General features: G+C 63.9%; 22 protein-coding genes, 3 tRNA genes and 1 pseudogene. 15 read left to right on the top strand and 11 right to left on the bottom strand.

The annotated features are described in order from the left end of the window. Positions 1 to 333: 333 nt before the first annotated feature. Positions 334 to 1,422, bottom strand: a complete 1,089-nt coding sequence (locus ACZYZ4_RS04635) for a LacI family DNA-binding transcriptional regulator (protein WP_463858584.1) — start codon at positions 1,420 to 1,422, stop codon at positions 334 to 336. A 174-nt stretch (positions 1,423 to 1,596) separates the two neighbouring features. On the opposite strand from ACZYZ4_RS04635, the pseudogene ACZYZ4_RS04630 reads away from it, so the two are divergent. Further along, positions 1,597 to 2,061: pseudogene (locus tag ACZYZ4_RS04630) on the top strand (sugar phosphate isomerase/epimerase family protein); the annotation flags it as partial. A gap of 112 nt (positions 2,062 to 2,173) precedes the next feature. Here ACZYZ4_RS04630 and ACZYZ4_RS04625 read toward each other — a convergent pair. Beyond that, positions 2,174 to 2,249: transfer RNA gene (locus ACZYZ4_RS04625), tRNA-Arg, on the bottom strand. Between the two features lie 213 nt (positions 2,250 to 2,462). Between ACZYZ4_RS04625 and ACZYZ4_RS04620 the strand changes: the two genes are divergently transcribed. The 3 genes from ACZYZ4_RS04620 (at position 2,463) to ettA (ending at position 5,439) form a co-directional block, all read left to right on the top strand. Continuing rightward, positions 2,463 to 3,044 carry a single-stranded DNA-binding protein gene (locus ACZYZ4_RS04620; protein WP_463858582.1) on the top strand — a complete coding sequence of 194 codons (582 nt, stop codon included), beginning with the start codon at positions 2,463 to 2,465 and terminating at the stop codon, positions 3,042 to 3,044. A 108-nt stretch (positions 3,045 to 3,152) separates the two neighbouring features. Continuing rightward, positions 3,153 to 3,710 carry a DUF6993 domain-containing protein gene (locus ACZYZ4_RS04615; protein WP_463858580.1) on the top strand — a complete coding sequence of 186 codons (558 nt, stop codon included), beginning with the start codon at positions 3,153 to 3,155 and terminating at the stop codon, positions 3,708 to 3,710. Positions 3,711 to 3,756: 46 nt separating this feature from the next. Continuing rightward, the gene (gene ettA, locus ACZYZ4_RS04610; RefSeq protein WP_463858578.1) at positions 3,757 to 5,439 is read left to right on the top strand and encodes an energy-dependent translational throttle protein EttA; all 1,683 of its coding nucleotides are present in this window, start codon (positions 3,757 to 3,759) and stop codon (positions 5,437 to 5,439) included. Between the two features lie 1,626 nt (positions 5,440 to 7,065). Here the strand turns inward: ettA and ACZYZ4_RS04605 are convergent. From ACZYZ4_RS04605 to ACZYZ4_RS04595, 3 genes are all read right to left on the bottom strand, one after another. Then, the gene (locus tag ACZYZ4_RS04605; protein ID WP_463858576.1) at positions 7,066 to 7,878 is read right to left on the bottom strand and encodes an IS3 family transposase; all 813 of its coding nucleotides are present in this window, start codon (positions 7,876 to 7,878) and stop codon (positions 7,066 to 7,068) included. A 38-nt stretch (positions 7,879 to 7,916) separates the two neighbouring features. Continuing rightward, positions 7,917 to 8,243, bottom strand: coding sequence for a helix-turn-helix domain-containing protein (locus tag ACZYZ4_RS04600; RefSeq protein WP_463858575.1), 327 nt, complete (start codon positions 8,241 to 8,243; stop codon positions 7,917 to 7,919). Between the two features lie 295 nt (positions 8,244 to 8,538). After that, positions 8,539 to 9,519: an acyl-CoA thioesterase gene (locus ACZYZ4_RS04595; protein WP_463858573.1), complete on the bottom strand. Its 981-nt coding sequence runs from the start codon at positions 9,517 to 9,519 to the stop codon at positions 8,539 to 8,541. A gap of 63 nt (positions 9,520 to 9,582) precedes the next feature. Between ACZYZ4_RS04595 and ACZYZ4_RS04590 the strand changes: the two genes are divergently transcribed. Beyond that, positions 9,583 to 10,239, top strand: coding sequence for a DUF8185 domain-containing protein (locus ACZYZ4_RS04590; protein WP_463858571.1), 657 nt, complete (start codon positions 9,583 to 9,585; stop codon positions 10,237 to 10,239). A 60-nt stretch (positions 10,240 to 10,299) separates the two neighbouring features. Here ACZYZ4_RS04590 and ACZYZ4_RS04585 read toward each other — a convergent pair whose 3' ends face one another. After that, positions 10,300 to 10,752, bottom strand: coding sequence for a globin (locus ACZYZ4_RS04585; protein WP_463858569.1), 453 nt, complete (start codon positions 10,750 to 10,752; stop codon positions 10,300 to 10,302). A 4-nt stretch (positions 10,753 to 10,756) separates the two neighbouring features. Next, positions 10,757 to 11,437, bottom strand: coding sequence for a mechanosensitive ion channel family protein (locus ACZYZ4_RS04580; RefSeq protein ID WP_463858567.1), 681 nt, complete (start codon positions 11,435 to 11,437; stop codon positions 10,757 to 10,759). Positions 11,438 to 11,571: 134 nt separating this feature from the next. Here ACZYZ4_RS04580 and ACZYZ4_RS04575 point away from each other — a divergent pair, with 134 nt between their 5' ends. Continuing rightward, positions 11,572 to 12,555 carry a Rossmann-fold NAD(P)-binding domain-containing protein gene (locus ACZYZ4_RS04575; RefSeq protein ID WP_463858566.1) on the top strand — a complete coding sequence of 328 codons (984 nt, stop codon included), beginning with the start codon at positions 11,572 to 11,574 and terminating at the stop codon, positions 12,553 to 12,555. Between the two features lie 81 nt (positions 12,556 to 12,636). Here the strand turns inward: ACZYZ4_RS04575 and ACZYZ4_RS04570 are convergent, their stop codons facing one another. Continuing rightward, positions 12,637 to 13,110, bottom strand: coding sequence for an OsmC family protein (locus ACZYZ4_RS04570; RefSeq protein WP_463858564.1), 474 nt, complete (start codon positions 13,108 to 13,110; stop codon positions 12,637 to 12,639). A 9-nt stretch (positions 13,111 to 13,119) separates the two neighbouring features. After that, complete coding sequence (pepN, locus tag ACZYZ4_RS04565) at positions 13,120 to 15,687, bottom strand: aminopeptidase N (protein WP_463858563.1); 2,568 nt, start codon at positions 15,685 to 15,687, stop codon at positions 13,120 to 13,122. A 110-nt stretch (positions 15,688 to 15,797) separates the two neighbouring features. Here pepN and ACZYZ4_RS04560 point away from each other — a divergent pair, with 110 nt between their 5' ends. The 3 genes from ACZYZ4_RS04560 to ACZYZ4_RS04550 all read left to right on the top strand — a co-directional run bounded on the left by ACZYZ4_RS04560 (position 15,798) and on the right by ACZYZ4_RS04550 (position 18,300). Beyond that, positions 15,798 to 16,808 carry a hypothetical protein gene (locus tag ACZYZ4_RS04560; protein ID WP_463858561.1) on the top strand — a complete coding sequence of 337 codons (1,011 nt, stop codon included), beginning with the start codon at positions 15,798 to 15,800 and terminating at the stop codon, positions 16,806 to 16,808. A gap of 77 nt (positions 16,809 to 16,885) precedes the next feature. Continuing rightward, the gene (locus ACZYZ4_RS04555) at positions 16,886 to 17,380 is read left to right on the top strand and encodes a ribose-5-phosphate isomerase (RefSeq protein WP_463858559.1); all 495 of its coding nucleotides are present in this window, start codon (positions 16,886 to 16,888) and stop codon (positions 17,378 to 17,380) included. Beyond that, the gene (locus tag ACZYZ4_RS04550; RefSeq protein WP_463858557.1) at positions 17,380 to 18,300 is read left to right on the top strand and encodes an Fpg/Nei family DNA glycosylase; all 921 of its coding nucleotides are present in this window, start codon (positions 17,380 to 17,382) and stop codon (positions 18,298 to 18,300) included. The genes ACZYZ4_RS04555 and ACZYZ4_RS04550 overlap by 1 nt, the downstream gene beginning before the upstream one ends. A gap of 56 nt (positions 18,301 to 18,356) precedes the next feature. Here the strand turns inward: ACZYZ4_RS04550 and ACZYZ4_RS04545 are convergent. Next, positions 18,357 to 18,430: transfer RNA gene (locus ACZYZ4_RS04545), tRNA-Gly, on the bottom strand. Positions 18,431 to 18,578: 148 nt separating this feature from the next. Between ACZYZ4_RS04545 and ACZYZ4_RS04540 the strand changes: the two genes are divergently transcribed. The 6 genes from ACZYZ4_RS04540 (at position 18,579) to ACZYZ4_RS04515 (ending at position 23,832) form a co-directional block, all read left to right on the top strand. After that, positions 18,579 to 18,653, top strand: a tRNA-Pro gene (locus ACZYZ4_RS04540). Positions 18,654 to 18,738: 85 nt separating this feature from the next. After that, positions 18,739 to 20,142 (top strand): trigger factor, encoded by a 1,404-nt coding sequence (gene tig, locus ACZYZ4_RS04535; protein ID WP_463858555.1) that lies wholly within the window; start codon positions 18,739 to 18,741, stop codon positions 20,140 to 20,142. Positions 20,143 to 20,366: 224 nt separating this feature from the next. Beyond that, positions 20,367 to 20,990 carry an ATP-dependent Clp protease proteolytic subunit gene (locus tag ACZYZ4_RS04530; RefSeq protein ID WP_463858645.1) on the top strand — a complete coding sequence of 208 codons (624 nt, stop codon included), beginning with the start codon at positions 20,367 to 20,369 and terminating at the stop codon, positions 20,988 to 20,990. Positions 20,991 to 21,027: 37 nt separating this feature from the next. Beyond that, complete coding sequence (locus ACZYZ4_RS04525) at positions 21,028 to 21,687, top strand: ATP-dependent Clp protease proteolytic subunit (RefSeq protein ID WP_463858553.1); 660 nt, start codon at positions 21,028 to 21,030, stop codon at positions 21,685 to 21,687. A 180-nt stretch (positions 21,688 to 21,867) separates the two neighbouring features. Then, positions 21,868 to 23,148 (top strand): ATP-dependent Clp protease ATP-binding subunit ClpX, encoded by a 1,281-nt coding sequence (clpX, locus tag ACZYZ4_RS04520; RefSeq protein WP_463858551.1) that lies wholly within the window; start codon positions 21,868 to 21,870, stop codon positions 23,146 to 23,148. 69 nt (positions 23,149 to 23,217) lie between these two features. Next, complete coding sequence (locus ACZYZ4_RS04515) at positions 23,218 to 23,832, top strand: mycothiol-dependent nitroreductase Rv2466c family protein (RefSeq protein ID WP_463858549.1); 615 nt, start codon at positions 23,218 to 23,220, stop codon at positions 23,830 to 23,832. Positions 23,833 to 24,175: 343 nt separating this feature from the next. Here the strand turns inward: ACZYZ4_RS04515 and valS are convergent, their stop codons facing one another. Next, a complete protein-coding gene (valS, locus tag ACZYZ4_RS04510) occupies positions 24,176 to 26,794 on the bottom strand; it encodes a valine--tRNA ligase (RefSeq protein WP_463858548.1) in 2,619 nt (872 codons plus the stop codon). Between the last annotated feature and the right edge of the window lie 18 nt (positions 26,795 to 26,812).

Below are 26,812 nucleotides of genomic sequence, written 5' to 3'. Positions count from 1 at the left end.
GTCGGGTGGTGCTGGTGCGGAATCGAGTCCTTCGGCTGATTCCGCGAGGCGGAGTACCCGTGGGTAGCAGGTCCGGGGTTCCGCCGCACACCAGCCCACGGCTGTCCGTCGACGAAGGCGAGGACGCCGGGGGCGGTGGAGCCGCCGTCGAAATTTTCCTTCAGCTGTGTCTTGCGGGCGGCCGGCTCCAGCGCGGAGTACTCCGGATCGGTGACGGCAAAGAACCGGCACCAGCAGCGGGACGGCTCGCCGGGGCGCCGAACAGCCGCTCGACGCCGTTCAACTGCGCCGCGGCCGTCGTCAGGCCGGGGGCGTGCCCGTCCGTTATGCTGGTCAGGCCACCGACTCGGCGCTGCTCGGCTGTGCCACTTCAGTGCTGCGCCGGAGTGTGACCTGGCCGGATATCGGAGACGAACCGGCATCTTCGGAGGACAGGCCGGCCGCGCTGCGAGCGGCCTGCCGTCCGATCTCCTCCAGGGGAAGGTGCACCGTGGAGAGGGCCGGCCGGAAATCGCGCAGGGTCTCAATATCGTCGAAACCGGCAACGGAGGCGTCGCGCGGGATCCGCAGTCCCTGGGAGCGCAGCGCGGCGGCGGCCCCGATGGCCATAACATCGTTGACGGCAAAGATGCAGAGCCTTTTTGTCCCGCCCCCGGGTTGGGACGCTGTGATCCGTGCAGCCAGGGCGAGGCCGGCCTCGAAGCCGCCGGCACGGTTGAAGTCCGTGCGGATGACTTCCGCGGCGGGCAGGCCGGAGCTGGCAAGGCCGCGCTGGAACCCGCGGATCCGGTCGTCGGACGTGAACAGGCCTTCCGGGCCGCCGATGATGACGAAGCTTTCTTCCCGCGACGCGGCCAGCTCAGTCGCGAGCTGCGCGGCCAGGTCCTCATTGGGCACACTCACCACGTGGTAGCCGTCCGCTGCCGTGGCGCCCACAATCCCGTGGCCGATCACGCCCACGTGGCCGCCGTTGCGGCAGTAGCGGTCCAGTTCCGCCGCCAGTTCGGTGTTGCCTTCCCGGTCCACGGTGCGGGATGTCCGCGATCCTGCGATCACGATGGAATCGGCGCGGCGTGCGGCGAAGGCAGCCACGGCTTCCTTCTCACTCTCCGGAGCGCCCTCGGTGGTGGCCAGCAGCACCATCTTGTGCTGTTCCCTCGCGGCTTCCTGGACGCCGCGCGCAATGGCGGCAAAGTAAGGATCGGCGATGTCGTGCACGATCAGCCCGATCAGCCCGGAGCTGGACTTGGCCAGCCCCTGCGCCTGGGCGTTGGGAATGTAGCCGAGGGATTCGGCAGCCTGGCGCACCCGGTCCGCAATATCCTTGCCGGGTATCCGGGCGGAGCCGTTCAGCACGCGGGAGGCGGTGGCCGGCGAAACGCCCGCCAGCCGGGCCACCTCGGTGAGGGTACTTGCAGCCACAGCTTCTCCTGTTCGTACAGACTTACAGCGCTTAGGGCGCCGACTTCAGTATGGCAGTTTGGATATACCTGGGGAAAGCGCTTGCCAATGCCGAGTTGAACGGTGCATGATGGAGGCATGGGGAATGCGCTTTCCCAGTTCAGCTTGAGTAACACCTGCTCACTCACCGTGGAAGATCTTGTCCCGTTCGCCGCGGAAAACGGCATCCGGCTGGTGCTGGAGCCACTGCACCCCATGTACGCAGCGGACCGCGCCGTCATCTCCACGCTTGGCCAGGCCCTGGATCTTGCCACCCCGTTTGATGCGCAGGCGGTGGGCGTCGCCGTCGACACGTTCCACGTCTGGTGGGACCCGGAACTGAAGACGCAGATTGAACGTGCCGGCAGGGAAGGACGCATCGCCTCCTACCAGGTGTGCGATTTCAACATGCTCATCGCGACCGATCCGCTGCTGTCCCCGGGGCTTTATCGGCGACGCGTCATCAACTTCGCCACCATCAGCACCTGGGTCAGGGACGCCGGGTATACAGGGGACATTGAGGTTGAAATCTTCAACCAGGAGATCTGGGACGCCGACGGCGATGCTGTCATTGAGACCGTCAAGGCGCGCTACGCGGAACTCGTGCTGCCTTACGCCTGATTCACACCGCTGGTTCGTAACAGTCAGACAACGAAGAACACCCCCGGTCCGAAGACCGGGGGTGTTCTTCGTTGACCGGCGCATCCGTCAACGATGGCTCGATTCATCACGATGGTGCCCCAGGAGGGAATCGAACCCCCGACCGGCGGATTAGAAGGCCGCTGCTCTATCCCCTGAGCTACTGGGGCACGTGGCGCCACGACCATAAATCCGGCGCATAAAAAGTCTACATTGCCCCGACGTGCTGCCGCGTCAGCGTCGCCCGGTGCGGGCTCTTGTCCTCAACAAGGCGGTTTCGGGCATGGTTGTGCACATACGCGAAGTTGTCCCTCGCGGCCCGGTGCAGTCCGCGCGAAGCTGGTTCTGCCGCTAAGGCACCACCTTCGAGACAGGACAAGACGATGAGTGACTACCAAACATTCCGGGGCTTCGTTGCCACGGATATCAAGACCTCCACAACTCCGGGCGGCGTTGGCACAGCTTCGTTCCGCCTCGGTTCAACGGCGCGGCGCTTTGACCGCGCTACCAGTACGTGGGTGGACAGCCACACCAACTGGTTCAACGTCCAGGGCTATCGTCAGCTTGCCGGGAACATGGCCTGCAGCATCAAGAAGGGCCAGTGCGTCATCGTTGTGGGCCGGCTCAAGCTGCGCAGCTGGGAGAAAGACGGCCGGGTCTACCATTCGGCCGAAATCGATGCGGATTCCGTGGGGCACGACCTCAAGCGGGGTTCGGCCAACTACATCCGCACCAGCGACACCGGACTGCACCACGTCTCAGACAATGGTGCGGCAGGGCAGGATGCGGCAGCGGACGGCCGCGGCATCGGCCCCGCTGATCCTGACGACGACGGTGGCGACCCGGACGAGGGGGAGCACGCGGACGACGACGCCGCAGCGTTGGCAGTTTTTCACGAGGATGCAGACGGCAACCACATCCCGGTGGACGCTGAAACAGGCGAGCTCGCCGGATCCACCGTCTGAAACTGCAGGCACTGGATACCGAACGGGACGCGGGCGGACCCGGTGCCGGCAGTCCGCCCGCGCCGGGACCGTTCCATCCCAGGCTTGGCCGCGTGGCAGAATGGCGGCATGAATCGCGCGACGGACAACCGGCAGGCAACCCCAGTCACCAGCCGCCCCACCCGTTCCCGGCGGTTTGGGTCACATGCGGGACGGGCGCCCGCGGCGCTCGCCGGAAGTCTCCTGATGGTGCTCGCGCTTGCAGCCTGCACCGGCAGCTCCCCAACAGGGGCCGGTCAGGGCGCAGCCACCCCCGGCGAAGTCGCCACCCCCTCGGAGCTGGCCACCACCGGAACCACCCAGCCGGCCGCCACGTCCCCGGCGGAGGATCCGGCCATCGCGGTCATGAAGCGGACGGTAACGGATGCGCTGGGCAGGCTGGCGGCGGGGACACCAAAGCCAGCCACAGCCCAGGTGACCGATGCCCTGACCGGCGCCGGGATTGCCCCGGCGGCCCTTGAAGTGTCGGCGAGCCGGACACCCACCGGGCTGGAAGCGGACGCCATTGAAGCCGCTGTGTTGCAGGGCACCGACTGCGTGGTGGGACAGGTCCGCGACGGCCACGTCACCGTCATCGTTCTGCCGGTCCTGGCCAGCGGCAAGTGCTTCGTGGGGGCGGCTGCCTGACGCCTCGAATGTGAGTTAAGCCCGCCAACCCACTAGATTTGGAACCATGGCGGAATTTATCTACACAATGACCAATGCCCGCAAGGCAGTTGGCGAAAAACTCATTCTTGACAACGTAAGCATGTCGTTCTTCCCGGGCGCCAAAATCGGTGTTGTTGGCCCGAACGGTGCCGGTAAGTCCACCATCCTGAAGATCATGGCCGGACTGGACATCCCGTCCAACGGTGAGGCCCGGCTCAGCCCCGGCTACACCGTGGGGATCCTGTTGCAGGAACCGCCACTGAACGAGGAAAAGACTGTCCTGGGCAACGTCCAGGAAGGTGTTGGCGAGATCTACGGCAAGATCCAGCGCTTCAACGAGATCTCCGAGGAAATGGCCAGCCCCGACGCTGACTTCGACGTCCTGCTCGAAGAAATGGGTCAGCTGCAGGAGGCCATTGACGCCGCGGAGGCTTGGGATCTCGACTCCCAGCTTGAGCAGGCCATGGACGCCCTCCGCTGTCCGCCCGCGGACGCCGACGTGACACTGCTCTCCGGCGGTGAGCGCCGCCGCGTGGCCCTCTGTAAGCTCCTGCTCCAGAAGCCCGACCTCCTGCTCCTGGACGAGCCCACCAACCACCTGGACGCCGAGAGCGTGCTGTGGCTGGAACAGCACCTCTCCAGCTATGGGGGCGCAGTCCTGGCCGTCACCCACGACCGGTACTTCCTTGACCACGTCGCGGAATGGATCGCAGAGGTTGACCGCGGCCACCTGTACCCCTACGAGGGCAACTACTCCACGTACCTGGAGAAGAAGCGTGCCCGCCTGGAAGTCCAGGGCAAGAAGGACGCCAAGCAGGCCAAGCGCCTCACCGAGGAACTCGAGTGGGTTCGCTCCAACGCCAAGGGCCGCCAGACCAAGTCCAAGGCCCGTCTGGCCCGCTACGAGGAGATGGCAGCCGAGGCTGACCGCACCCGCAAGCTTGACTTCGAAGAGATCCAGATTCCGCCGGGCCCGCGCCTGGGCGGGCTGGTCCTGGAAGCCAGGAACCTGCAGAAGGGCTTCGACGACCGCACCCTGATCGACGGCCTGTCCTTCACGCTTCCCCGCAACGGCATTGTAGGCGTCATCGGCCCCAACGGCGTGGGCAAGTCCACGCTGTTCAAGACCATCGTGGGCCTGGAGCCGCTCGACGGCGGCGAGCTGAAGATCGGCGATTCGGTCAAGATCTCCTACGCTGACCAGAGCCGCGGCGGCATCGACCCGAACAAGACCCTGTGGGAAGTTGTTTCCGACGGCCTCGATTACATCCAGGTGGGCCAGGTCGAAATGCCGTCCCGCGCCTACGTTGCCGCGTTCGGCTTCAAGGGGCCGGACCAGCAGAAGAAGGCCGGGGTGCTCTCCGGTGGTGAGCGCAACCGCCTTAACCTTGCGCTGACCCTCAAGCAGGGCGGTAACCTGCTGCTCCTTGACGAACCCACTAACGACCTCGACGTCGAAACCCTCAGCAGCCTTGAAAACGCGCTGCTGGAGTTCCCCGGCTGCGCCGTAGTGGTATCGCACGACCGCTGGTTCCTGGACCGGGTGGCCACGCACATCCTGGCCTACGAAGGCGACGAGGAAAACCCCGCCAAGTGGTACTGGTTCGAGGGCAACTTCGAATCCTACGAGGAGAACAAGGTGGAGCGGCTCGGACCCGATGCGGCCAAGCCGCACCGCGTGACGCATCGCCGCCTCACCCGCGACTGATCGTAAAGAAAGGCCGGCACCCCGTCAGTGAACTGGTCCCCGAAAGTTGGACTCGCAATTGCGATGTGTCCACTTTAGCGGGCCAGCGATTGGCTCTTCGAAGAAGGCTCCGTCCCACTTGGGACGGAGTCTTCTTCGCGTAGGAGCATCCGTGGCCGGGCGGCGGACCTAGGCGAATCTAATCTTCGTGGGATTTGGCTCAGGCCAGGGGGAGCCACTTTGGCGTGCACGAATAGGCTCCCTGGGTGCGGTCTAGGCCAATGGAAGAGGGCAGGATAGTGAAACTGACTTTGATAGTTCTTGCCGTTGTCTTCTTGCTCTGCAGCTTCGTAGTGATTTTAGCTCCACTCATTAGGGCCCTCCACAGACGTGCTGACTTGGGTTCACTGGACGCTCTTTGGAGCGCTCCTCGCCGCATCTGGAGCTTGTTCTATTTTCTCAACACTCATTGACTAGCCTCAGCGCGCATCCTTTGACGAACAAGATCAAAGTCGGGCTTTTGCCCGGGCTTTTCATGAGGATGGCGATATGGCGGAGCCCACGTGGGGGCTATCGTTGAAAGCGTGAAATTTGTCGGTGGAGCAGTAATCAATCAAGGAACTGGAGTCGAGCCGTGGTGAGTCACGGAACGGGCTCTGGTGTTGCCGGTGGGTCCGACGGTGAAGGCTTCACTGCGGAGCAACTCCGGTTCAGCAAGAAGGATGCAAGGAATCTGAGTCTCATCTGTGTGGGTGCTTTGGTGGTGTGCATCGGCATGGCTGTTTTTGTATTTACGAGTGTTCCTTGGGAAACCCGGATGCCGTACGACGGCAAATACAACCGGAGTGGAAGTGGGATTCCGATGCAGGTCGCCCTGCTGCCTGTCCTTGTTCCCATTCTTGGCATGTGGAGGGCAGTTGCACGCACTGAAAAGAGTCCCAGAACCAAAGCAGGGCGCATACGGATTTACATACTCGTTTCGGTATTTGTGAGTGTCTGCATTGTCGCTCAATGGACTTTTTCAGAAGGGATCTTGGTTGCAGGCGGATACCAGAATTAGTGGTAGCGGCTCCACCCATTGATGAGCGGAATAGATCGGCCCCATCGCGGAGATGGAATGATGATTGCAAAATGATGACTCGGTGAAGACCGCCAAGAGACCGAAGCTGAAGTGGCCTTGGAGTTTGCTCGGATTCGGGCTTCTGGTTTACGGCGCTCGTTCTGTTGCTTCCGGTGTGGGATTCGATTGGTGTTGAGAGCATGCGTTGCGAGATCGGGACGGCGAAACCTGATACAAGTTCTGGCGGTTCCAGGCGTTCGGCATCCACTGCGGGGTTTTGGCTGAGACGTCAAACTGCGGGAGTATCTATGTCTGTCCACGGGTGACTTTTGATAATCAGAATGAGGTTGCTGCGTCGTTCAAAGCTGGTAGTGAATACGAAAATCAACCGAGACCATAACCAAACAGGGACCGGGCGGCCAACCTCGCTCTGATGAAAAATTCGGGTTAGTCGGCAACCTTTCTAACTTGGCTCATGCCCAGTAGCTAACTGCGGGTTTAACAGAGCCTGCCCGAGACGACCAGAACCAGGCGGTCCTGTCGCTTGGAAACAGCCCTTGAAAGCTGGACTGGCCCCAAGTGGGGTCCTAAGCAGCGAGCGTCAGAGCACGGTACTGCACCGGGCTTAGGCCCTTGAGCTTGGTCGAGATTCTTTCGGTGTTGTACCAGCCGATGTATTCGTGCAGCGCTGCTGTCAGTGCTTCGGTGTTGAGGAATCGGACGCGGTTGAAGAGCTCTTCCTTGAGGTGTCCGAAGAAATTCTCAATGACGGCGTTGTCGTAGCAGTTGGCTTTGCGGGACATCGACTGGACCGCGCCGGCGTTCTCCAAGAGTGTGCGCCAGGATTTGTGCTGATACTGGAATCCTTGGTCGGAGTGCACAAGCGGTTTTTGCCCGTCCTCCAGCGTGGCCAAGGCGCCGCGCAATGAGGAGTTGGCCAGCTCCAGATTGGGTGAGGTGCCAATAGCGTAGGAGATGATCTGCCGGTCGAAGAGATCCATAACCGGCGATAGGTACAGTTTCCTGTCACAGACGCTGAACTCGGTCACATCGGTCACCCATTTCTGGTTCGGCGCATCCGCTTCGAACTGCCGTTTCAACAGGTTTGGAGCCGCGACGCCCTGCTCGCCTTGGTAAGAGTTGTAACGCTTCTTCCGCCGAACCTTGCAGACCAGCCGCAGTAAGCGCATCAGCTTCAGCACGGTCTTCTTCGCGATCGTCCAGCCTTGCTTGACCAGTTCGATGTGGACGCGGCGGTGGCCGTATCGGGCATGGCTCTTCTTGAAGGTACTGGTGATTGCCGCTTTGAGGTCTGCTTGCGGGTCAGGGGCAAGGAGTCGGGCTTGGTGGTAGAAGAACGTGGACCGCGGTAACCCGGCTACATCCAGGAGAACTTCCAACCGGTGTTCGGCCTTGAGAGCGATGACAGCGCGGACCTTCAGCGCTGTTCCTCGTCCCTCAAGGCGTTTACTTTTCCCAGGAAGGCCACCTCTGCCCGCAAGCGCTCGTTCTCGCGGCGCAACCGCTGCAGCTCCGACTCTGGCTGCATCGGCGCCTTGGGAGGTGAGATCGGCCGGCCAGGTACTTTTGGGCGCAACCCATATTCGCCCTCGTTGCGGTATATCCGCGCCCACTTCTTGACCAGATCCGGGGAGGACAGCTCAAGCTCTTTCGCCAGGGCGACCTGGTTCTCCCCGGCCAGGAACCGACGGACCGTATCGAGTTTGAACTCGAACGTGAACTTCCGGTGGGTTGATTTGGTCACTAGCGCAGTACCTCCGCGAACTCTCCACAGGTTGTGTAGGCGGATGACAGCCTTCGAGCGTACCCCTAGGCTCGTCGCCGCTGACTTCGCGCCCCAACCATTCTCGAACAACGCTATCGCGGCTTCGCGCTGTTCCTCAGATAACGAACTACTGTCCTGCATAAAACTGCTCCCCGAGAGTAAGGACTGATTTCTCAGTCCAACTTTCGGGGAGCAGTTCATCAGGGTGCCGGCCTTTTTCTGCTGCCCGACAGACGCCGGCTGCCTGCCGGAAGTCAGCCAGCCCCGCCCGGCCTCAGTTCCGCCCGGCCTTGCGGATCTGGTGCTCCAGGACTTTGGACTGGAAGGCGCCAACTACTTTGTTTTTCAGGTCGGTGGGGACCCGGACCATACCCTCCTGCGCCACCGAGGCAACGTGCTGCCCGGCCCGGTTGAAGATCTTGCCCGTGGCGAGGCCGCGGGCTCCCTGGGCGCTGGGGGATTCCTGGACGTAGAGCAGCCATTCGTCCACGCGGGCCGGGCGATGCCACCACATGGCGTGGTCGAGGCTGGCGACACTCATGCCGGGCGTGATCCAGCTCAGCCCGTGACGGCGCAGGATGGATTCCAGCAGCGTGTAATCGCTCGCGTAGGCCAGGGCCGCCCGGTGCAGGTTCGAATCATCGGGCATGTGCCCGAACGTCTTCATCCAGATAGCGTTCCGGGCCTCCTTCTTGCCCTTGGCCGAAACGTAAAGCGGCGGGTCAACGTGCCTGATATCAAAGGGCCGCTCGAAAGCCCAGTGCTGGGCGATGGGGTGGTCGAACTTGCCCAGCAGGTCGGCCGTGCTCGGCAGCGACTCAGGATCGGGAATGCCGGCGGGCATCTTGGATTCGTGGTCGAGGCCTTCGTCCAGGTCCTGGAAAGACGCGATCATCGAAAGGATGGGCACTCCTTCCTGGTAGGCATGGACACGCCTGGCCGAAAAGGACCGGCCGTCACGCAGGCGCTGGACACCGAATGTGATGGGCTTGTTGGCGTCGCCAGGCCTGAGGAAATAGCCATGCATGGAATGGACAAACCGCTCCGGGTCCACCGTCCTCATGGAAGCGACCAGCGACTGAGCCAGCACCTGACCCCCGAACACGCGCTGCCGGGGCTGCTGGTGCGATGGACCAAGGAAGATGTCCTCATCGGTCCGGGCGCCTTCAAGCTCACCAAGGTCAAGGAGTTGGATGAGCGTTTCGGTGGGGTCGCCGCTGGATGGCGCCAGCAGTCCGGTTTCGGCTTCAGTCATGGATTGACTCTAGACGTCGCCCCGCCGCTGCTCAACCAAGCGTCAGCCGGTAGTGTTCTTAATGTGTCTGACCTACTTACGAAGTCCTTCCGGTTCGCCGATCCGCGTGATCTCGCCGATCTGCGCACCTTCGCCACCCGTGCCAAGACCGTGGACGACGGCGCCATCCGGCTTCAGGCCGCACGTTCCGTTCTCGCGGCATACGTGTGCGTTCTGCGGCCCCGCCTGCTGGGCGAATCCACTCCTACCATTCTGGGCCTGCGCACCATGGCGCTGGCGGAACCTTCCTCGATTGACGTAACCGTGCCGCTCTCAGCCGTCCTTGACCGGCTTGCCAGGGCGGGAGAGGACGACGTCGAGCTGCCCGTTCCGCCGTCCACCGTCACCGAATCGTGGACGGGCGTCGGCGCACCGCGCACCGGCTGGGAGTTGGTGGGTGCGTTGTCGGATGCCGAACTCCGGCGCGCGGCTGAAGCCGGCATCACCGAAGTGGCGGGCATTGTGCCCGCCCAGCCGGGGGCACTGATCGTCAACAACGCACGCGCCGCTGTGTGGGGCCGGGCACTTGACGACTCCGGCCTCCCGGCAGGGGCCGCCTTCGCGGCCCTCACCCTGGGATTCCTCGCAGACGCGGACCAGAAGCTGTACCGGGCGGGCCGTTGGTTCCGCCTCAGCGGTCCGCGCGGCCACGTCCTGGTGCGGACCGGCAGCGGCCTCTAGTATCGGGCCAGCCGCCGTCGTGCGCGTCAAAAATCCAGCCCCGCAGGAGGGGCGTGAGCGTCAGGCGTCCGAGGGGCTGTTCACCATGGACAACGCGGCACGTTCCATGTAGTCCCAGAGGGTTCCCTCGTACAAGGGAGGCAGTGCCAGGGAGTCGACGGCGGTCCGCATGTGGAACAGCCAGCGGTCCTTGGCCTCCGGCGTAACCCGGAACGGCATGTGGCGCATCCGCAGGCGGGGGTGGCCGCGCTCCTCGCCGTATGTGGTGGGCCCGCCCCAGTACTGCTCCAGGAACATCAGGAACCGCCGCTTGGCCGGCTCGAGGTCCTCCTCCGGGTATATCGGGCGCAATAGCGGGTCCGTGGCGACGCCGTCGTAAAAAACATCGATCAGCTTAACGAACGTGTCATGTCCGCCTACAGCATCGTAGAAGTTGTCCGTGTAGCCGGGCTGGCTGAAGGGATCGTTCTGCATGAGCTGGCGTGGCTGCTGCGGCTCGGCGGGTGTGGTCATGTCTCTATTCTCCGGCCTTTTGCTCTGTCTTTTTCGCCTCGGTGGCAGGCGCACTCAGGGCAGTGTCCGGCCCGGCCTCCGGCGAGTCCTGCACCGGCACGTAGTTGCCCTGCGACCGGTTGCCTACTCGAAGGATCTCGCCGTTGCGGAGATACCAGATGGCGCCGTCCTCCGAGCGGACCCGGGTGATACGCAGCCCCATGGACTCCACCACGCCCACTACTTCGCTGGTTTCGATGACGTCGCCGATCCCGTACTGATCCTCGATGGTGATGAAGATCCCGGCGAGGAAGTCACGGATCAGCTGCTGCGCGCCAAAACCGATGGCAACACCCAGGATGCCGACGCTCGTCAACAGCGGTGCGATGTTGATGTCCAGGTTCTGCAGCACATACATGATGGTGATAACGGCCACCAGGACGCCGACGATGCTGTTCAGGAGCGAACCGATGGTTTCAGCCCGCTGCACACGGCGTTCATGGTCCAGTGCCCGCAGCGCCGGTGCTACCCACTTGAAGTGCGGTTTCTTGAAGAAATTGCTGCCCGCAGCTACGCGCCTGCTGATCCGGGAAATCACGAACGTAGCCACCAGCCACACGGCGACACCGACGCCAAGGCTGATCACAATGCCCGTGACGCTGATGCCGTTGGGCTGCGAGGTGAGGGGCGGGGGTGTAAGCGACATCGTGCTGAACATAAAGGGCAAAACTCCTGGGGGGTCACCGGTGGCGGCCGGGGGGATGACAGCGGCCCATGCACAGGTTCGCCCGCGGCATAAGGCTCTATTCTGATTCAACCCTAGCGCCGTAGCGTGGCCCCATGCGCATCCTCATTCTGGGCGGAACCGCCTTTCTCTCGTCTGAAATCGCCCAGCAGTCCGTTTCCGCAGGTCACACAGTCACGTGCCTGGCCCGCGGATCCGCGACGGAACCGCCAGCCGGCGTCCAGTGGGTAAAAGCGGACCGTTCACTCGGCGCGAACAGCTACGCACAGGTGGCAGGGGACTGGGACGCGGTCATTGACGTGGCCCGCGATCCTGTCCCGGCCAAGGAGGCGCTGACCGCACTGGCCCACAGGACCGCCCACTGGACGTTTGTGTCCAGCTGCTCCGTCTACGCAGACCTTTCGACGCCGGGAGCGGCTGAGGACGGCCCGCTCCTGGCCCCCTTGCCGGCCGGCACTGAATCCACTCCCGACAACTATGGCGAATCCAAGTCAGCGATTGAACAGGCAACCCTGGAAGCTGCGGGGGACAGGGCCCACCTCTGCCGCGCCGGCCTGATTGGCGGCCCCGGCGATGGAACGGACCGGTATGGCTACTGGCCTGCAAGGTTCGCCATGGACAACGGCCCGGCCGTGGTCCCGGATATCCAGGGCCACGCCACGCAGGTCATCGATGTCCGGGACCTGGCGGCCTGGGTCCTCGATGCTGTCCAGCGTGGGGTGACCGGGCCGCTGAACGCCGTGGGGGACCAAGTGCCCTTTGGCGACTACATCGAGGCGGCCAAAACAGTGGCCGGGTACCAAGAAGAGGCCCTCAAGGCCCCGGAGGATTGGCTCCGGGAGCACGGGATTGACTACTGGGCCGGACCGGATTCCCTCCCGCTTTGGCTGCCGCCCGGCCACGAGGGGTTCTGCAGCCGCAGCAACCATGCCGCCGGGCTGGCCATAAGACCCTGGCAGGAAACGTTGGCGGATACACTGGAGGACGAGCGCCGCCGCGGCCTGGACCGCCCCCGCAAGGCAGGGCTAACGCCCGCCACCGAAACACGGCTTGTTCAGGAGCTTCTTCGAAGCCGCTGAGTCCCGTCCGCCCCGAACTGGGTAGCAGTAAGTGTCGTTCTGAGGCCCCAGAACGACACTTACTGCGACCCAGTTGGGCGCTCAGGCCACCATAGTTACGGGTGAATGAAGCACCGGGAAATTGACGCTCCGGGCGATGAAACAGACGGCGTTGGCTTCCCGGTGAAGCTGTTCCGCCAGATCCACATGGGCTGCGTCCGCCACGGTCACCCGCGGGTTCAGGGTGACGGACTCAAACTGTCCGCTGCCGTCGCGGTTCAGGCGCATAACACCGGTGGCGTTGTCCTGATAGCCGGTCACCACTACCCCGTGCCGTACCGCCACGTGCAGGAAGGACAGCATGTGGCACTGCGCCAGCGCCGCCAGGAGCAGCTGCTCCGGGTTGTAGCGGTCACGGTCGCCATGGAACGTCGGATCGGCCGAGCCGGGTAGGACCGGCAGCCCGGGGATCCGGACGTCGTGGTCCCGTGAGTAGCCACGGTACGACGACGTGCCGTCTCCCAGGTTGCCGGTCCACTGCACCGTCAGGGAATAGTGGTGCTCGCCCAGGCTCATGGTGCCGGCCTAGGCTTCGCCCGGGAGCACGTCGGCGGCGCGTGCCCGCAGGGCCCTGGCCACACCGTCGCGGTTTTCCAGCATCATGCGGCGCAGGGCGGCGCTGTCTGCCGGAAGGCCGGCGAGGAAAGCATCCGTCCGGTCCACCGTTGCCTGTGTGGTCAGCAGCGCCGGGTAAAGCCCGACGACGATCTGCTGGGCGAGTGCGTGCGTGCGGTTTGCCACGATCCCGGGAACAGCCTCGAAGTACTTTTCCGCGTACGGCTCCAGCAGCGAACGGTCCAGCACCCGCATAAAGCCAGTGACCGCTGATCCCTGGAGCGCATTGGAGAGTTCTCCCGAGAGCACGATCGAATCCCAGGCGGCGGCCTTGGCTTCGGCGGTGGGGATGGCCGCAGTGGCCAGGGCTGCGGCGTTCTGTCCGCTCGCGGTGTTGTCGCGTTCCAGTTCGGCGTCGATCTCAGCCTGACCGAGCCGGCCTCCGGCCACCAGCGAGGCCAGCAGCTCCCAACGGAGGTCCTGGTCCACGGCCAGCCCGTCCAGGGTCGCGGTGCCGTCCAGGAGCCCGGCGACGGTGTCCAGCTGGCCTGAGCTGCGGGCCAGCAGGGCAAACGACTTCACAAGCTGCAGCTGGGCGTCTGACCCGCCGAGTGCTTCGCTGGCAAGGTCCCACAGCGTGTCCACGGCGGCGACCGTGGCGGCCTCACGAGGCTCCTCGGCCACATAGAAGTTCAGTGTGGTGGCCAGCTGGCGCAGCTGGACCAGGATCACCGAAGAATCGGATTCCGCGGCCACGTTGGCCAGGATCAGCTCCACGTACCGGCGCGCCGGGGTCTCGCCGTCGCGGGCAGCATCCCAGGCGGAGTTCCACACCAGGGTGCGCGGCAGGCTCTCGCTGAAGTCCTTCAGGTGCGCCGTTGCCGTGGCGAGGGAGTTCTCGTCCAGCCGAACCTTGGCGTAGGCAAGGTCGTCGTCGTTGACCAGGATCAGGTCAGGCTGCGCCCGGCCCGCCAGCGCCGGCACCTCGGTGCGCTCGCCGTCGACGTCGAGCTCCTCGCGGTGCACGCGCTCCAGCTTGCCCGCGCTGTTCAGGTTGTAGAACCCGACGGCGAGCCGGTGCGGACGGATGGTGGGCCACTCCTCGACGGCCGACTGGACGATAGTGAAGGATGTCAGCGTCCCGGAGTCGTCCACGGAGAGCTCCGGCTTGAGCGTATTGACGCCGGCGGTCTCCAGCCAGAGGCGGCCCCACTGGTCCAGGTCGCGGCCGCTGGCCTTCTCCAACTCGATCATGAGGTCGCTGAGCTCGGTGTTCTGCCAGGCGTGCTTGGCGAAATACTCCCGGACCCCTGCCATGAACTGCTCCGGCCCCACCCAAGCCACCAGTTGGCGCAGCACTGAGGCGCCCTTGGCGTAGGTGATGCCGTCGAAGTTGACTTCAACGTCCTGGAGGTCGTTGATGTCGGCGAAGATCGGGTGAGTGGTGGGCAGCTGGTCCTGGCGGTAGGCCCAGGACTTCTCCACCGAGGCGAAAGTGGTCCACGCGCTCGTGAAGGACGTGTTTTCCACGGCCGCGAGGTGGGACATGTATTCGGCGAAGGATTCGTTGAGCCAGAGGTCGTTCCACCAGCGCATGGTCACCAGGTCGCCGAACCACATGTGGGCGAGTTCGTGCAGCACGGTGATGGCCCGGCGCTCGATCTGCGCCCCGGTAACTTTGCTCCGGAAAACGTAACCTTCGAGGATTGTCACCGCCCCGGCATTCTCCATGGCGCCCGCGTTGAATTCGGGCACAAAGAGCTGGTCGTACTTCTCGAACGGGTACGGGAAACCGAACTGTGCCTCGAAGAATTCGAAGCCTTGGCGGGTCAGCTCAAAGATGTTGTCCGCGTCGAGATACTGCATCAGGGACTTCCGGGCAAAAACTCCCAGCGGGATTACACGGCCGTCGGAACTGGCCACTTCGCTGCGGACCGACTGGTACGGGCCGGCGACCAGGGCGGTGACATAGGAAGACAGCCGCGGCGTGGGGGTGAACGTCCAGACCGAGCGGGCACCGCCGTCGTCCCCTGGCGTGGCCTCCACCGGGGCGGGGGTGGGGGAGTTGGAGATGACATCCCAGTGCGAAGGCGCAGTGACGGTGAACCTGAAGGTGCCCTTGAGGTCGGGCTGCTCAAAGACCGCAAACATCCGGCGCGAATCGGGAACCTCGAACTGCGTGTACAGGTACACCTCGTGGTCCACCGGATCCACAAAGCGGTGCAGGCCTTCGCCGGTGTTCATGTACGGCGCGTCGGCCACCACCGTGAGCTCGTTGGCCGCGGCCAACTCCGGGAGCTGGATCCGGATGCCGTCGGACACTACCGCAGGGTCGAGGGCGCGCCCGTTGAGCGTGACGCTGTGCACGGCGTGGGTGACGGCATCGATAAACGTGGCGGATCCGGGCACTGCCGTGAACTTCACCGTGGTGGTGGTCCCGAAGGCCTTCTCGCCCCTGGTCAGGTCCAGAATGACATCGTAGGAGTCAACGTTGATGAGTTCGGCACGCTCGCGGGCTTCGGCGCGAGTCAGGTTCATACCTGGCAAGTGGGGCCTCCAGAAGGGGTTGCGGTTGCCGGCGGGCGGTGGCCTGCTCCGGCACAGTGAAGTCATTCTGTCACGGCCTCCGGCGGGAGTAGCGTTAATGCATGGGAAAGTTCCGGGATTCGGTGGATACCAAGGCACTGCGCTTCGCGGTGGGCTTTCCCGTGGTCCTGGCGGCGGCTTTTGTGTTCTGCGCCTTTTTGCTGCGGCCCGATCTTCCGGACCCCGTAGCGGTCAGCTGGACGGCCGACGGCGGCGCCTCCTTTGCCCCGTTCGGCGCCTATGCGGGCGGCGGCGCGCTGCTCATCATCGCCTCAGGCTGGCTGGTGCTGTTCCAGGCGGTACCGCTGTCGCGGCCCGCTGTTATGCGCCGGATCATGATGGGAATGGGATTGTTCCTGAGCCTGTTCATCACCAGCGTCCTTGCGGCCGGGCTGGTGGGCCAGGCCGGCCTCGCCGACGCCCGGGAGTCCCTGGTGGATCTCACGGTACTCGCTCTCGGGAGCGGGGCGGCGTTGTCGCTGGGCGTCATCATGGGCTTCGTCTTCAAAGCCGACAGGCAGTGGTCGCCCGAGGATGACCGGGCCCTGGAGTTGGCCCTCGCCCGCGAGCTTGACCCGGAGCTTGCGGGAGACACCTTCCGGATGTGGGTGCACGCCCGCAGTTCCGTCTTTGTGATGATCGCGGTGGCCAGCCTGTTCCCGGCTGCGCTGATCGCTGTGGCGCTGCCCTGGCTCGGGGCCCTGGTGGCTGCCCTCGCTGTGGTGGCGGCTGCTTTCCTCTGCGCCCGCGTCAAGGCCGACCGCCGCGGCCTGCGTGTCCTGGTGGCCGGCGTGCTGCCGGTCATGGATGTGCCAGCGGCCGCGATCTCCACCGCAAGCGCAGCGGACGTCCGCGCCGCCGACTACGGCGGGTGGGGCTACCGCAACCACAGCGGCACCGCCGCGATGCTGGTCAGCAGCGGCCCCGCCGTCGTCGTTCATCAAACAGATGGGCGCAACATTGCGGTCAGCGGCGGGAGCCCGGCATCTGCGGCCCGGCTGGCAGAAGTCCTGACCCGGGTAGCTGCCAGGGCGCACAGGGGGGCCTCTGGCGAACGCGCCCCGGAGGCCTAGTATCCTTGTCCGTGTTGATCTGACCCTGGCCTGAACCAGCACTGCTGGCCCCGGCGCCGAAACGAACGGATACTGCTGTGACCTCTTCCCCTGCCTTCCCGCGGGTACATATCGCCACCGACCACGCAGGCATGGAACTCAGCGCCCACCTGGTCAGCCACCTCACGGCCAAGGGCTACGACGTGGTGGACCACGGACCCAAGGAATACGACGCCCTGGACGATTATCCGTCCTTCTGCATCCACGCAGCGCTCGCCGTCGTGGCTGACCAGCAGGCAGGAATCCATGCCCTCGGCATTGTCCTGGGCGGCTCGGGCAACGGGGAACAGATTGCGGCCAACAAGGTCAAAGGGGTCCGCGCAGCCCTCGCCTGGAACCACTCCACCGCCACCCTGGCGCGTGAACACAACGACGCCAACGTGGTGGCCGTGGGCGGCCGCCAGCACACGGTCGAAGAAGCAACCGAACTGATCGAGGCCTTCCTGGCTGAGCCGTTCAGCAATGACGAGCGGCACGTCCGCCGCATCGGCAAGATTGCGGCTTACGAAGCCACCGGCGAGGTCATCGAGTAGTGCCCGAAGGGCATTCAGTCCGCCGCCTGGCGCAACAGTTCGGGGACGTTTTTACCGGCGAGTCGCTATCCGTCAGCAGCCCGCAGGGCCGGTTCGTTGCCGGTGCAGCCCTGCTGGACGGCCAGGTCATGACGGATTCGCGCGCCCACGGCAAGCACCTCTTCCTGCATTTTGACCACGCCGTGGTGCTGCACGTCCACCTGGGGCTCTATGGTGCCTGGGACTTCGGCGGCGACGCAACGTTCAGCGGGGCCTCCAGCATCGGCGCCCCGCGGAAGATCGGGGAGCGCGAGGTTTTCGATGACCGCGACATTGTCGATGACGCCGGGACGGTTGAGTACGCAGGCCCGCCCGAGCCCCGGGGCGCCGTGCGCGTCCGGTTGGTCAGCCGCCATGGCTGGGCAGACCTGCGCGGTGCCACCACCTGCGCGGCCATCACCGAGGCCGAAGCGCGGGCCGTCCTGGCCCGGCTGGGGCCGGATCCGCTGCACAACCAACCCTCGGACAGGACCCGCTTTGTGACGGGGCTCTTGTCCCGCAAGACGCCGATCGCGGCCCTGCTGATGGACCAGAAGGTGATTGCCGGCGTCGGGAACGTCTACCGGGCCGAAGTGCTGTTCCGGCAGCGGCTGGGTCCGTGGCTGCCGGGTACTGGACTCACCAGCAGCGCCGCCGGTCTGTTGTGGGACGACACGGCCGCAGTAATGGCCGACGGCGTCCGCGACGGGCGGATCATCACTACACCACCGGTGTATTGGGAGCCGGAATACTGGGAACCAGGGGCGGTCCTGCCCGCGGGCGGCGACGCCCACTTCGTGTACAAGCGTGAAGGGCAGCCTTGCCGGGTCTGTGCCGTGCCGGTGGCCATCACCGAAATGGTGGGCCGCAAGCTGTACTGGTGCCCGGGCTGCCAGCAGTAGCCAACAAAAGCCAGCCAACAAAAAGCAGGGCCCCTCAGCGAGGGGCCCTGCTTGTGTGGAGGGGACGACGGGAATCGAACCCGCGTAATCAGTTTGGAAGACTGAGGCTTTACCATTAAGCTACGTCCCCGGAAAAATGCAGCTCAGCTGTTGCATCAGGCTGTGCTGCGTTTCTTCGGGCTGGCTGTTGAAGCCGGATACAACTAAACCTAATTCATGCCCCACGTGTCAAATGTGCAAAGAACGCCCGGATGACCGTAGACTTGCCTGTGCACTTACGGGGTGTAGCTCAGCTTGGCTAGAGCACCTGCTTTGGGAGCAGGAAGTCGCAGGTTCAAATCCTGTCACCCCGACTCTGCGGCTCGGGCCGTGCATATGGCCCGGGCAGAAAAATGCGTTTGCAGAAACCCATCCCACAAACCCAGGAGTACTTAGACCGTGAAGAGCGCTGTCGAGAACCTCACCCCCACGCGGGTCAAGCTCAATGTTGAGGTCCCTTTTGAGGAATTGAAGCCCAGCATCGACGAGGCATACAAGACTGTTGCTTCGCAGATCCAGGTCCCTGGCTTCCGTAAGGGCAAGGTCCCGTCCAAGCTGATCGACCAGCGCGTTGGCCGCGGCTACGTTCTGGAGACGGCCATCAACGAAGGCCTCAACGGCTGGTACCAGGCTGCAGTCCAGGAATCCGGCATCCGCCCCCTGAGCCGTCCCGAGGTGGAGATCACCGAAGTTCCGGACCCCAGCTCCACGGACGGGGAACTGAAGTTCCACGCCGAGGTTGATATCCGTCCGGAGATCGAACTTCCCAACTACGCCGGCATCAAGGTCGAGGTAGCCGCAGCGGAATCCTCGGACGAAGACGTAGACAAGGCCCTGGATGAACTGCGCGGCCGCTTCGGCACGCTGAAGTCCGTGGATCGCCCGGCGGCCGACGGCGACTTTCTGACCATCGACATCACGGCCACCATTGACGGTGCCGACGTTGATTCGGCGTCCGGCCTGTCCTACCAGGTGGGCACGGAAACCATGCTCGAGGGCCTGGACGAGGCCGTCACAGGCCTCAGCGTTGACGAAGACGCCATCTTCGAAACCACCCTGGTGGGCGGTGACCACGCCGGCGAGTCCGCCCAGGTGAAGGTTGTTGTCAAGGCCGTCAAGGAGCGCGAGCTTCCGGAAGCCAACGACGACTTCGCCCAGCTGGCCTCCGAGTTCGACACCCTGGCCGAACTCCGTGAGGATCTGGCCAAGCAGGCTGCCGAATCCAAGGTTGTTGAGCAGGGCGTAGAGGCCCGTGACAAGGTCCTGGACAAGCTCGTTGAGCTCGTTGAGGTTCCGGTTCCGGACTCCGTGGTTGAAGAGCAGCTCGATGCCCACTTCAAGGAGGGCAACGGCCACGGTGAAGGCGAACATGACACCGAGGAGCACCGCGAAGAGGTCAAAGCCAACACCGCCCGGGCCTTCCAGAACGAAGTCATCCTTGACGCCATTGCCGAAAAGGAAGAAGTCAACGTCAGCCAGGCTGAGCTGATCGACTACATCGTCAGCGCCGCCAGCCAGTACGGCATGGACCCGAACCAATTCGCCCAGATCATCGATCAGAGCGGCCAGGTTCCCATGATGGTTTCCGAGGTCCGCCGCCGGAAGGCACTGGCTGTTGTCCTGGGCCAGGCCACCGTGACCGACACCGCCGGCAAGACTGTTGACCTCAGCGACTTCGTCCGCCCCGGCGGCGAAGAAGAGGCTCCCGTCGTTGACGGCGAAGCCGCGACGAACGCAGTTGAAAACACCAACGCCGAGACCGAGGCCACCCCGAGTGACGATCCGGCAGCCGTGAAGTTCTAGCACGCCCCTGGCAGTGCGACTGAAGGCAGCCCCCGGACCTATTGGTCCGGGGGCTGCCTTGGTTAACGGGCGGTCGCAGGGATCGTGCGCCGTCAGCGAACAGCGCGATTCCCGCGAACAAATCGGCCACCAAACCGGTTAGTGTCCAAGTAGTGAAGTTCAGTGATGTCACCGTCACCAGCGAGAGGTAATTACACATGTCACAGCACGCAGAGGCCCCCCGGATGGCGACTGTAGATCCGGCCGGCCAGGACAACTACATCTACAACCGCCTCCTGAAAGAGCGCATCATCTGGCTGGGCTCCGAGGTGCGTGACGACAACGCCAACGCTATCTGCTCGCAGCTGCTGCTCCTGTCCGCCGAGAACCCGGAAAAGGACATCTACCTCTACATCAACTCTCCCGGCGGCTCCGTGACCGCGGGCATGGCCATCTATGACACCATGCAGTTCATCCCGAACGACGTCGTCACAGTCGCCACAGGCCTGGCAGCCTCCATGGGCCAGTTCCTGCTCTCCTCCGGCACGAAGGGCAAGCGCTACGCCACCCCCAACGCCCGCGTCCTGATGCACCAGCCCTCCGGCGGCATCGGCGGCACGGCATCGGACATCAAGATCCAGGCCGAGCTGATCCTGCACATGAAGAAGGTTATGGCCGAACTGACCGCGGATCAGACCGGTCAGCCGGTGGAAACCATCCTCAGGGACAACGACCGTGACAAGTGGTTCACCGCGACTGAAGCCCTCGAATACGGCTTCTTCGACAAGATCGCGGCCCACGCCGGTTCCGTCTCCGGCGGCGGCGGAACCGCCAGTGGTACCTCCGGCGAGTCAGCATCCGAGAAGTAACCCGGCACTTAGAACACTTAGATCAGGAGCAACAAAAATGACTTACAACTTCGGATCGACTGCCGGTAATCTTCCGACCAGCCGCTACGTCCTTCCCCAGTTCGAAGAGCGCACGCCTTACGGCTTCAAGCGCCAGGACCCCTACACCAAGCTGTTCGAGGACCGCATCATCTTCCTCGGCGTCCAGGTGGATGACGCCTCCGCGGACGACGTCATGGCCCAGCTGCTGGTCCTTGAGTCCACCGACCCGGATCGTGACATCACCCTGTACATCAACTCCCCGGGTGGCTCGTTCACCGCCATGACGGCGATCTACGACACCATGCAGTACATCCGGCCCGAGATCCAGACCGTCTGCCTTGGCCAGGCGGCCAGCGCCGCCGCGGTCCTGCTGGCTGCCGGTACGCCCGGGAAGCGGCTGGCGCTGCCCAACGCCCGTGTCCTGATCCACCAGCCGGCACTGTCCGGCGGCCAGGGCGGCCAGGCTTCGGACCTCGAGATCCAGGCGGCCGAAGTCATGCGGATGCGAGCCTGGCTTGAGGACACGCTGGCACACCACTCGGGCCGGACCTCAGAGCAGGTCAACAACGACATCGAACGCGACAAGATCCTGACCGCGGCCGACGCCCTGGATTACGGTCTTATCGACCAGGTCCTTGATTCCCGCAAGATCAAGCCACAGGCAATTACCAGGTAGTACGGCTCTTCGGCGGCCGGTGCGGTCCCAGTTATTTGGGCCGCACCGGCCTTCGCTTTCCACCCTTGGGCGCAATTGTGACCTAGAGTGGAAGATGTCATGGCCGGTCCTCCCAGGCCCGCCACGATTCCAGCAACGGTGCACAGCTGCCTGGCAGCAAGATACTAAAGGGGTTCACATATGGCTCGGATTGGCGAGAGCACGGATCTGCTGAAGTGTTCTTTCTGCGGAAAGAGCCAGAAGCAGGTACGCAAGCTCATTGCCGGGCCCGGTGTCTACATCTGCGACGAATGCATTGAACTCTGCAACGAGATCATTGAGGAAGAACTCGCGGAAGTCGCCGATCTGGGCAGCTTCGAACTGCCCAAGCCCCGCGAGATCTTCGACTTCCTGCAGGAATACGTCGTCGGCCAGGAACCTGCCAAGCGTTCCCTCGCCGTCGCCGTTTACAACCACTACAAGCGGATTCAGGCCGGCCACGCCCCCAAGAGCGGCAGCCTCGCCGAGGGCGGCCACCACGACGACGTCGAAATCGCCAAGTCCAACATCCTTCTGATCGGCCCTACCGGCTGCGGTAAAACCTACTTGGCCCAGACACTGGCGCGGCGGCTGAATGTTCCGTTTGCTGTTGCCGACGCCACGGCGCTCACCGAAGCCGGCTATGTGGGTGAGGACGTCGAGAACATTCTCCTCAAGCTCATCCAGTCGGCGGATTACGACGTCAAGAAGGCCGAACAGGGCATCATCTACATTGACGAAATCGACAAGATTTCGCGCAAAAGCGAGAACCCTTCCATCACCCGGGACGTCTCCGGTGAGGGCGTGCAGCAGGCCCTCTTGAAGATCCTCGAAGGAACCGTAGCCTCAGTTCCTCCGCAGGGAGGACGCAAGCACCCCCACCAGGAATTCATCCAGATCGACACCACCAACGTGCTGTTTATCGTGGCGGGCGCCTTTGCCGGGCTGGAAGAGATCATTGGTTCGCGTTCCGGACGCAAGGGCATCGGCTTCGGCGCCCCACTCAACGATGCCAGCAACAAGGTGGACTCCTACGGCGAAGTTATGCCCGAGGACCTTCTGAAGTTTGGCCTGATCCCGGAATTCATCGGCCGCCTGCCCGTGATCACCACGGTCTCCAGCCTTGACCGCGACGCCCTCATCCAGATCCTCTCCACGCCGAAGAACGCCCTGGTCAAGCAGTACCAGAAGATGTTCCAGATCGACGGCGTGGAACTCGTCTTCGATGACGACGCCCTCAATGCCATCGCCGACCAGGCCCTTGAGCGTGGCACTGGCGCCCGTGGCCTGCGGGCTATCATGGAGGAAGTGCTGCTCCCGGTCATGTTCGACCTCCCCAGCCGCGAAGACGTGGCAAGCGTGGTCATCACCGCTGACGTTGTCCTCAGCAAGGCCGAGCCCACCCTTATTCCGCACGTGACCAAGCGACGCAAGTCCGCCTGACGCGTCCGCCACCCCGACTGACACTTCCGCCTTCCATCCCCGCACGCCCAGGAACCATAGGACTCACGCATGACTGAAACAACCATCAACCAGGCCGACTTCTGGTTTGATCCGCTGTGCCCGTTTGCCTGGATCACGTCACGCTGGATCGGTGAGGTTGAGGCTGTCCGCGACATCAAAACGGTGTGGCATGTGATGAGCCTGGCTGTGCTCAACGAGGGCCGGGACCTTGACGCGGGCTACCGGGAGATGATGGACAAGGCGTGGGGTCCGGTCCGGGTCATCATCGCGGCGCAGGAGCAGCACGGTGACCACGTGGTGAGGCCGCTCTACGACGCCATGGGCACACTGATCCACCTTGGCGGGGAGGAGGACTTCGGCGATGTCATCAGCAAGGCACTGGCCGAGTGCGGACTCCCGGCCGGCCTGGCAGACGTAGCCACCACGGACGCCTTTGATACCCAGTTGAGGGCCAGTCATGAGGAGGGCATCTCGTTGGTGGGCCAGGACGTTGGAACGCCGGTTGTTGCCGTCAACGGAACTGCTTTCTTCGGCCCCGTGCTGACGCGCATCCCGCGCGGCGAACAGGCGGGCCAGCTATGGGATGCCACCATCACGCTCGCCTCCTACCCGCACTTCTTCGAGATCAAGCGCAGCCGCAGCGAACGCCCCGAATTCAACTGACGTAGACAGCAAAGAGCCCCGGAAGAATTACTCTGATGTAGTTCTTCCGGGGCTCTTGCGCATCCAAACCGGCGGGACAACAATGGTTCTTACCCACTTCGAATGAAGTGGGACGCAGGAACCAAAGATTCAGTGATATGTATCCGACGCAGCCATTGGCAAAGTCAGATACAAGCTACCAGTGACGAGGTAGGAAGACCTGAAGATCCGAGGATCCTGCCAGACCATCAAAGACGTCACCAGGATGGCCGAAAAGTCGAAGCCCCACCAACGGCAAAACGCTGATGGGGCTTCCCCTTTGCCCAAAAACGGGGCTGCTGCCCCGAAACGGGGCTACATCCGGTCAGGCCTTGGGCTGTTCCTCCGGAGCGGCCAGCACAACGTCGCTGACTGTCAGTTCGCCGTCGCCTGCCACGAGGGTCAGTTCGCGGGCGTTCGAGGCTGCTTTCAGGTCGCCAAGTCCGGCCTTCAGCTGTGTGGTCAGGGATTCCGAGGCCGTGATGGTGGCGGAGAGGACCTCGGTGCGCTGCTTGACCTTGGCCTCGGACTTTGCCTTGCGGACACCGCTCAGGGCCGTGCCCACAGTGGCGAGCAGGGTGGTGTCGCCGTCCACGGCCACTGCGGTCGGCCACTGAGCACGGTGCACGGAGCCGTTGCGCCACCAGCCCCAGACCTCTTCGGTGGCGAAAGGCAGGAACGGGGCGAACAGGCGGAGCAGCGTGTCCAGGCTGGTGGCAAGTGCTGCCAGCACGGATGCCTGCTCAGCGTCGCCAGCGGCACCGTAGGCGCGGTCCTTGATGAGCTCCACGTAATCGTCCGTGAACTGCCAGAAGAAGCTCTCGGTGATCTGCAGGGCCCGGGCGTAGTCGTAGTTCTCAAACGCCTTGGTGGACTGACGCACCACCTCGGCCAGCTGGGCCAGAACGGCGCGGTCCAGCGGATTCGTGAGGACCGAGAGATCGCTGGAGACCACAGAATTCTCCGTCGCACCCAGGTTCAGGACGAACTTTGAGGCGTTCAGCAGCTTGATGGCCAGGCGGCGACCGATCTTCATCTGCGCAATCTCGTACGCCGTGTCCGCGCCGAGCTTGGCAGACGTGGCCCAGTAGCGGACGGCGTCGGAACCGAATTCGTCCAGCACATCGGTGGGAACCACCACGTTGCCCTTGGACTTGGACATCTTCTTCCGGTCCGGGTCCAGGATCCAGCCAGAGATGGCGGCATGCTTCCACGGCGCGGCGTGCTGCAGCGCATCAGCCTGGACTACCGAGGAGAAGAGCCAGGTGCGGATGATGTCGTGGCCCTGAGGGCGCAGGTCAAACGGGAACACCTTGGCGAAGAGGTCCTCGTCCCGGCTCCAGCCGCCCACAATCTGGGGGGTCAGGGAAGACGTGGCCCACGTATCCAGTATGTCGGCGTCGCCGGCGAAGCCACCGGGAACACCGCGCTGGGCCTCGTCGTAACCCGGTGCGGCATCGGCCGCGGGGTCAACCGGCAGCTGCTCGTCCAGTGGCACGATCGGGGCATCGTACTGCGGGTTGCCGTCAGCATCCAGCGGGTACCAGACGGGGATGGGCACACCGAAAAAGCGCTGGCGGGATACCAGCCAGTCGCCGTTCAGCCCGGAGATCCAGTTCTCGTAGCGGGACCGCATAAAGGCCGGGTGGAAGTCGATCTCGTGGCCGCGCGCGATCAGGCGTGCGCGGCGCTCTTCGTCGCGGCCGCCGTTGCGGTAGTACCACTGGCGTGAGGTGACAACCTCGAGGGGCTTATCGCCCTTTTCGTAGAAGTTCACGGGGTGCATGATCTTCTTCGGTTCGCCGTCGATCAGATCTTCGGCGGCCAGGAGCTCCACTACTACTTCCTTGGCGCTGAAGACGGTCTTGCCCGCGATGGCGTCGTAGGCGGCGCGGCCGGCGCCGGTGGTGATCCAGTCCGGTGTTTCGCCGATGATCCGTCCGTCCCGGCCAACGATGGCGCGGGTGGGCAGCTGGAGTTCCCGCCACCAGGTGACGTCGGTGAGGTCACCGAAGGTGCACACCATGGCGATGCCGGAGCCCTTGTCCGCCTTGGCCAGCGGGTGGGCCCTGACCTCAACCTCAACACCGAAGACCGGGGACGTGACCTTCTTGCCGAACAGCGGCTGGTACCGCTCGTCGTCGGGGTTTGCCACCAGCGCGGCACAGGCTGCCAGGAGTTCGGGACGGGTGGTCTCGACGTAGATCTTTTCGCCGTCTTCGGTGAAGAACGGGTAGCGGTAATACGCGCCGGCAACTTCGCGGTCTTCGAGCTCAGCCTGGGCCACAGCCGTGCGGAAGGTGATGTCCCACAGGGTTGGCGCCTCGGCCATGTAGGCGTCGCCGGCTGCCAGGTTGGCCAGGAAGGCGCGCTGGGAGACTTCGCGGGAGGCGTCGTCGATGGTCCGGTAGGTCAGCTGCCAGTCCACGGAGAGGCCGAGCTGCTGGAACAGGCTTTCGAAGACCTTCTCGTCCTCCACCGCCAGTTCCTCACACAGCTCGATGAAGTTCCGGCGCGAGACAACGTCGAAATCGCGCTGGTTCTTGGCGGGCTCTGCCGGGGCGCGGTAGCCGGCGTCGTACGGGATGGCCGGGTCGCAGCGCACGCCGTAATAGTTCTGCACGCGGCGCTCGGTGGGCAGGCCGTTGTCATCCCAGCCCATCGGGTAGAACACGTTCTTGCCGATCATGCGCTGGTAGCGGGCCAGCACATCCGTCTGCGTGAAGGAGAACATGTGCCCCACGTGCAGGGAGCCCGATGCGGTGGGCGGGGGAGTGTCGATCGAATAGACCTGCTCCCGGGTGGTGTCCGGGTTGAACTTGTAGGTCCCTTCGGCAAGCCAGCGCTGCGTGAGGGCAGCTTCGAGCCCCTCAAGGGCGGGCTTGTCCGGAACGTTGATAGGGGCGGTGGAGGGCGTGTCTGTACCCTGAGTGTCTTCAGCCATCTTGCAATTGTTTCATGT

It is taken from the genome of Pseudarthrobacter adonitolis (assembly GCF_055412845.1).
Note: the sequence above shows the minus strand (reverse complement) of the source record. Positions and strands in the feature narration are given on the sequence as shown.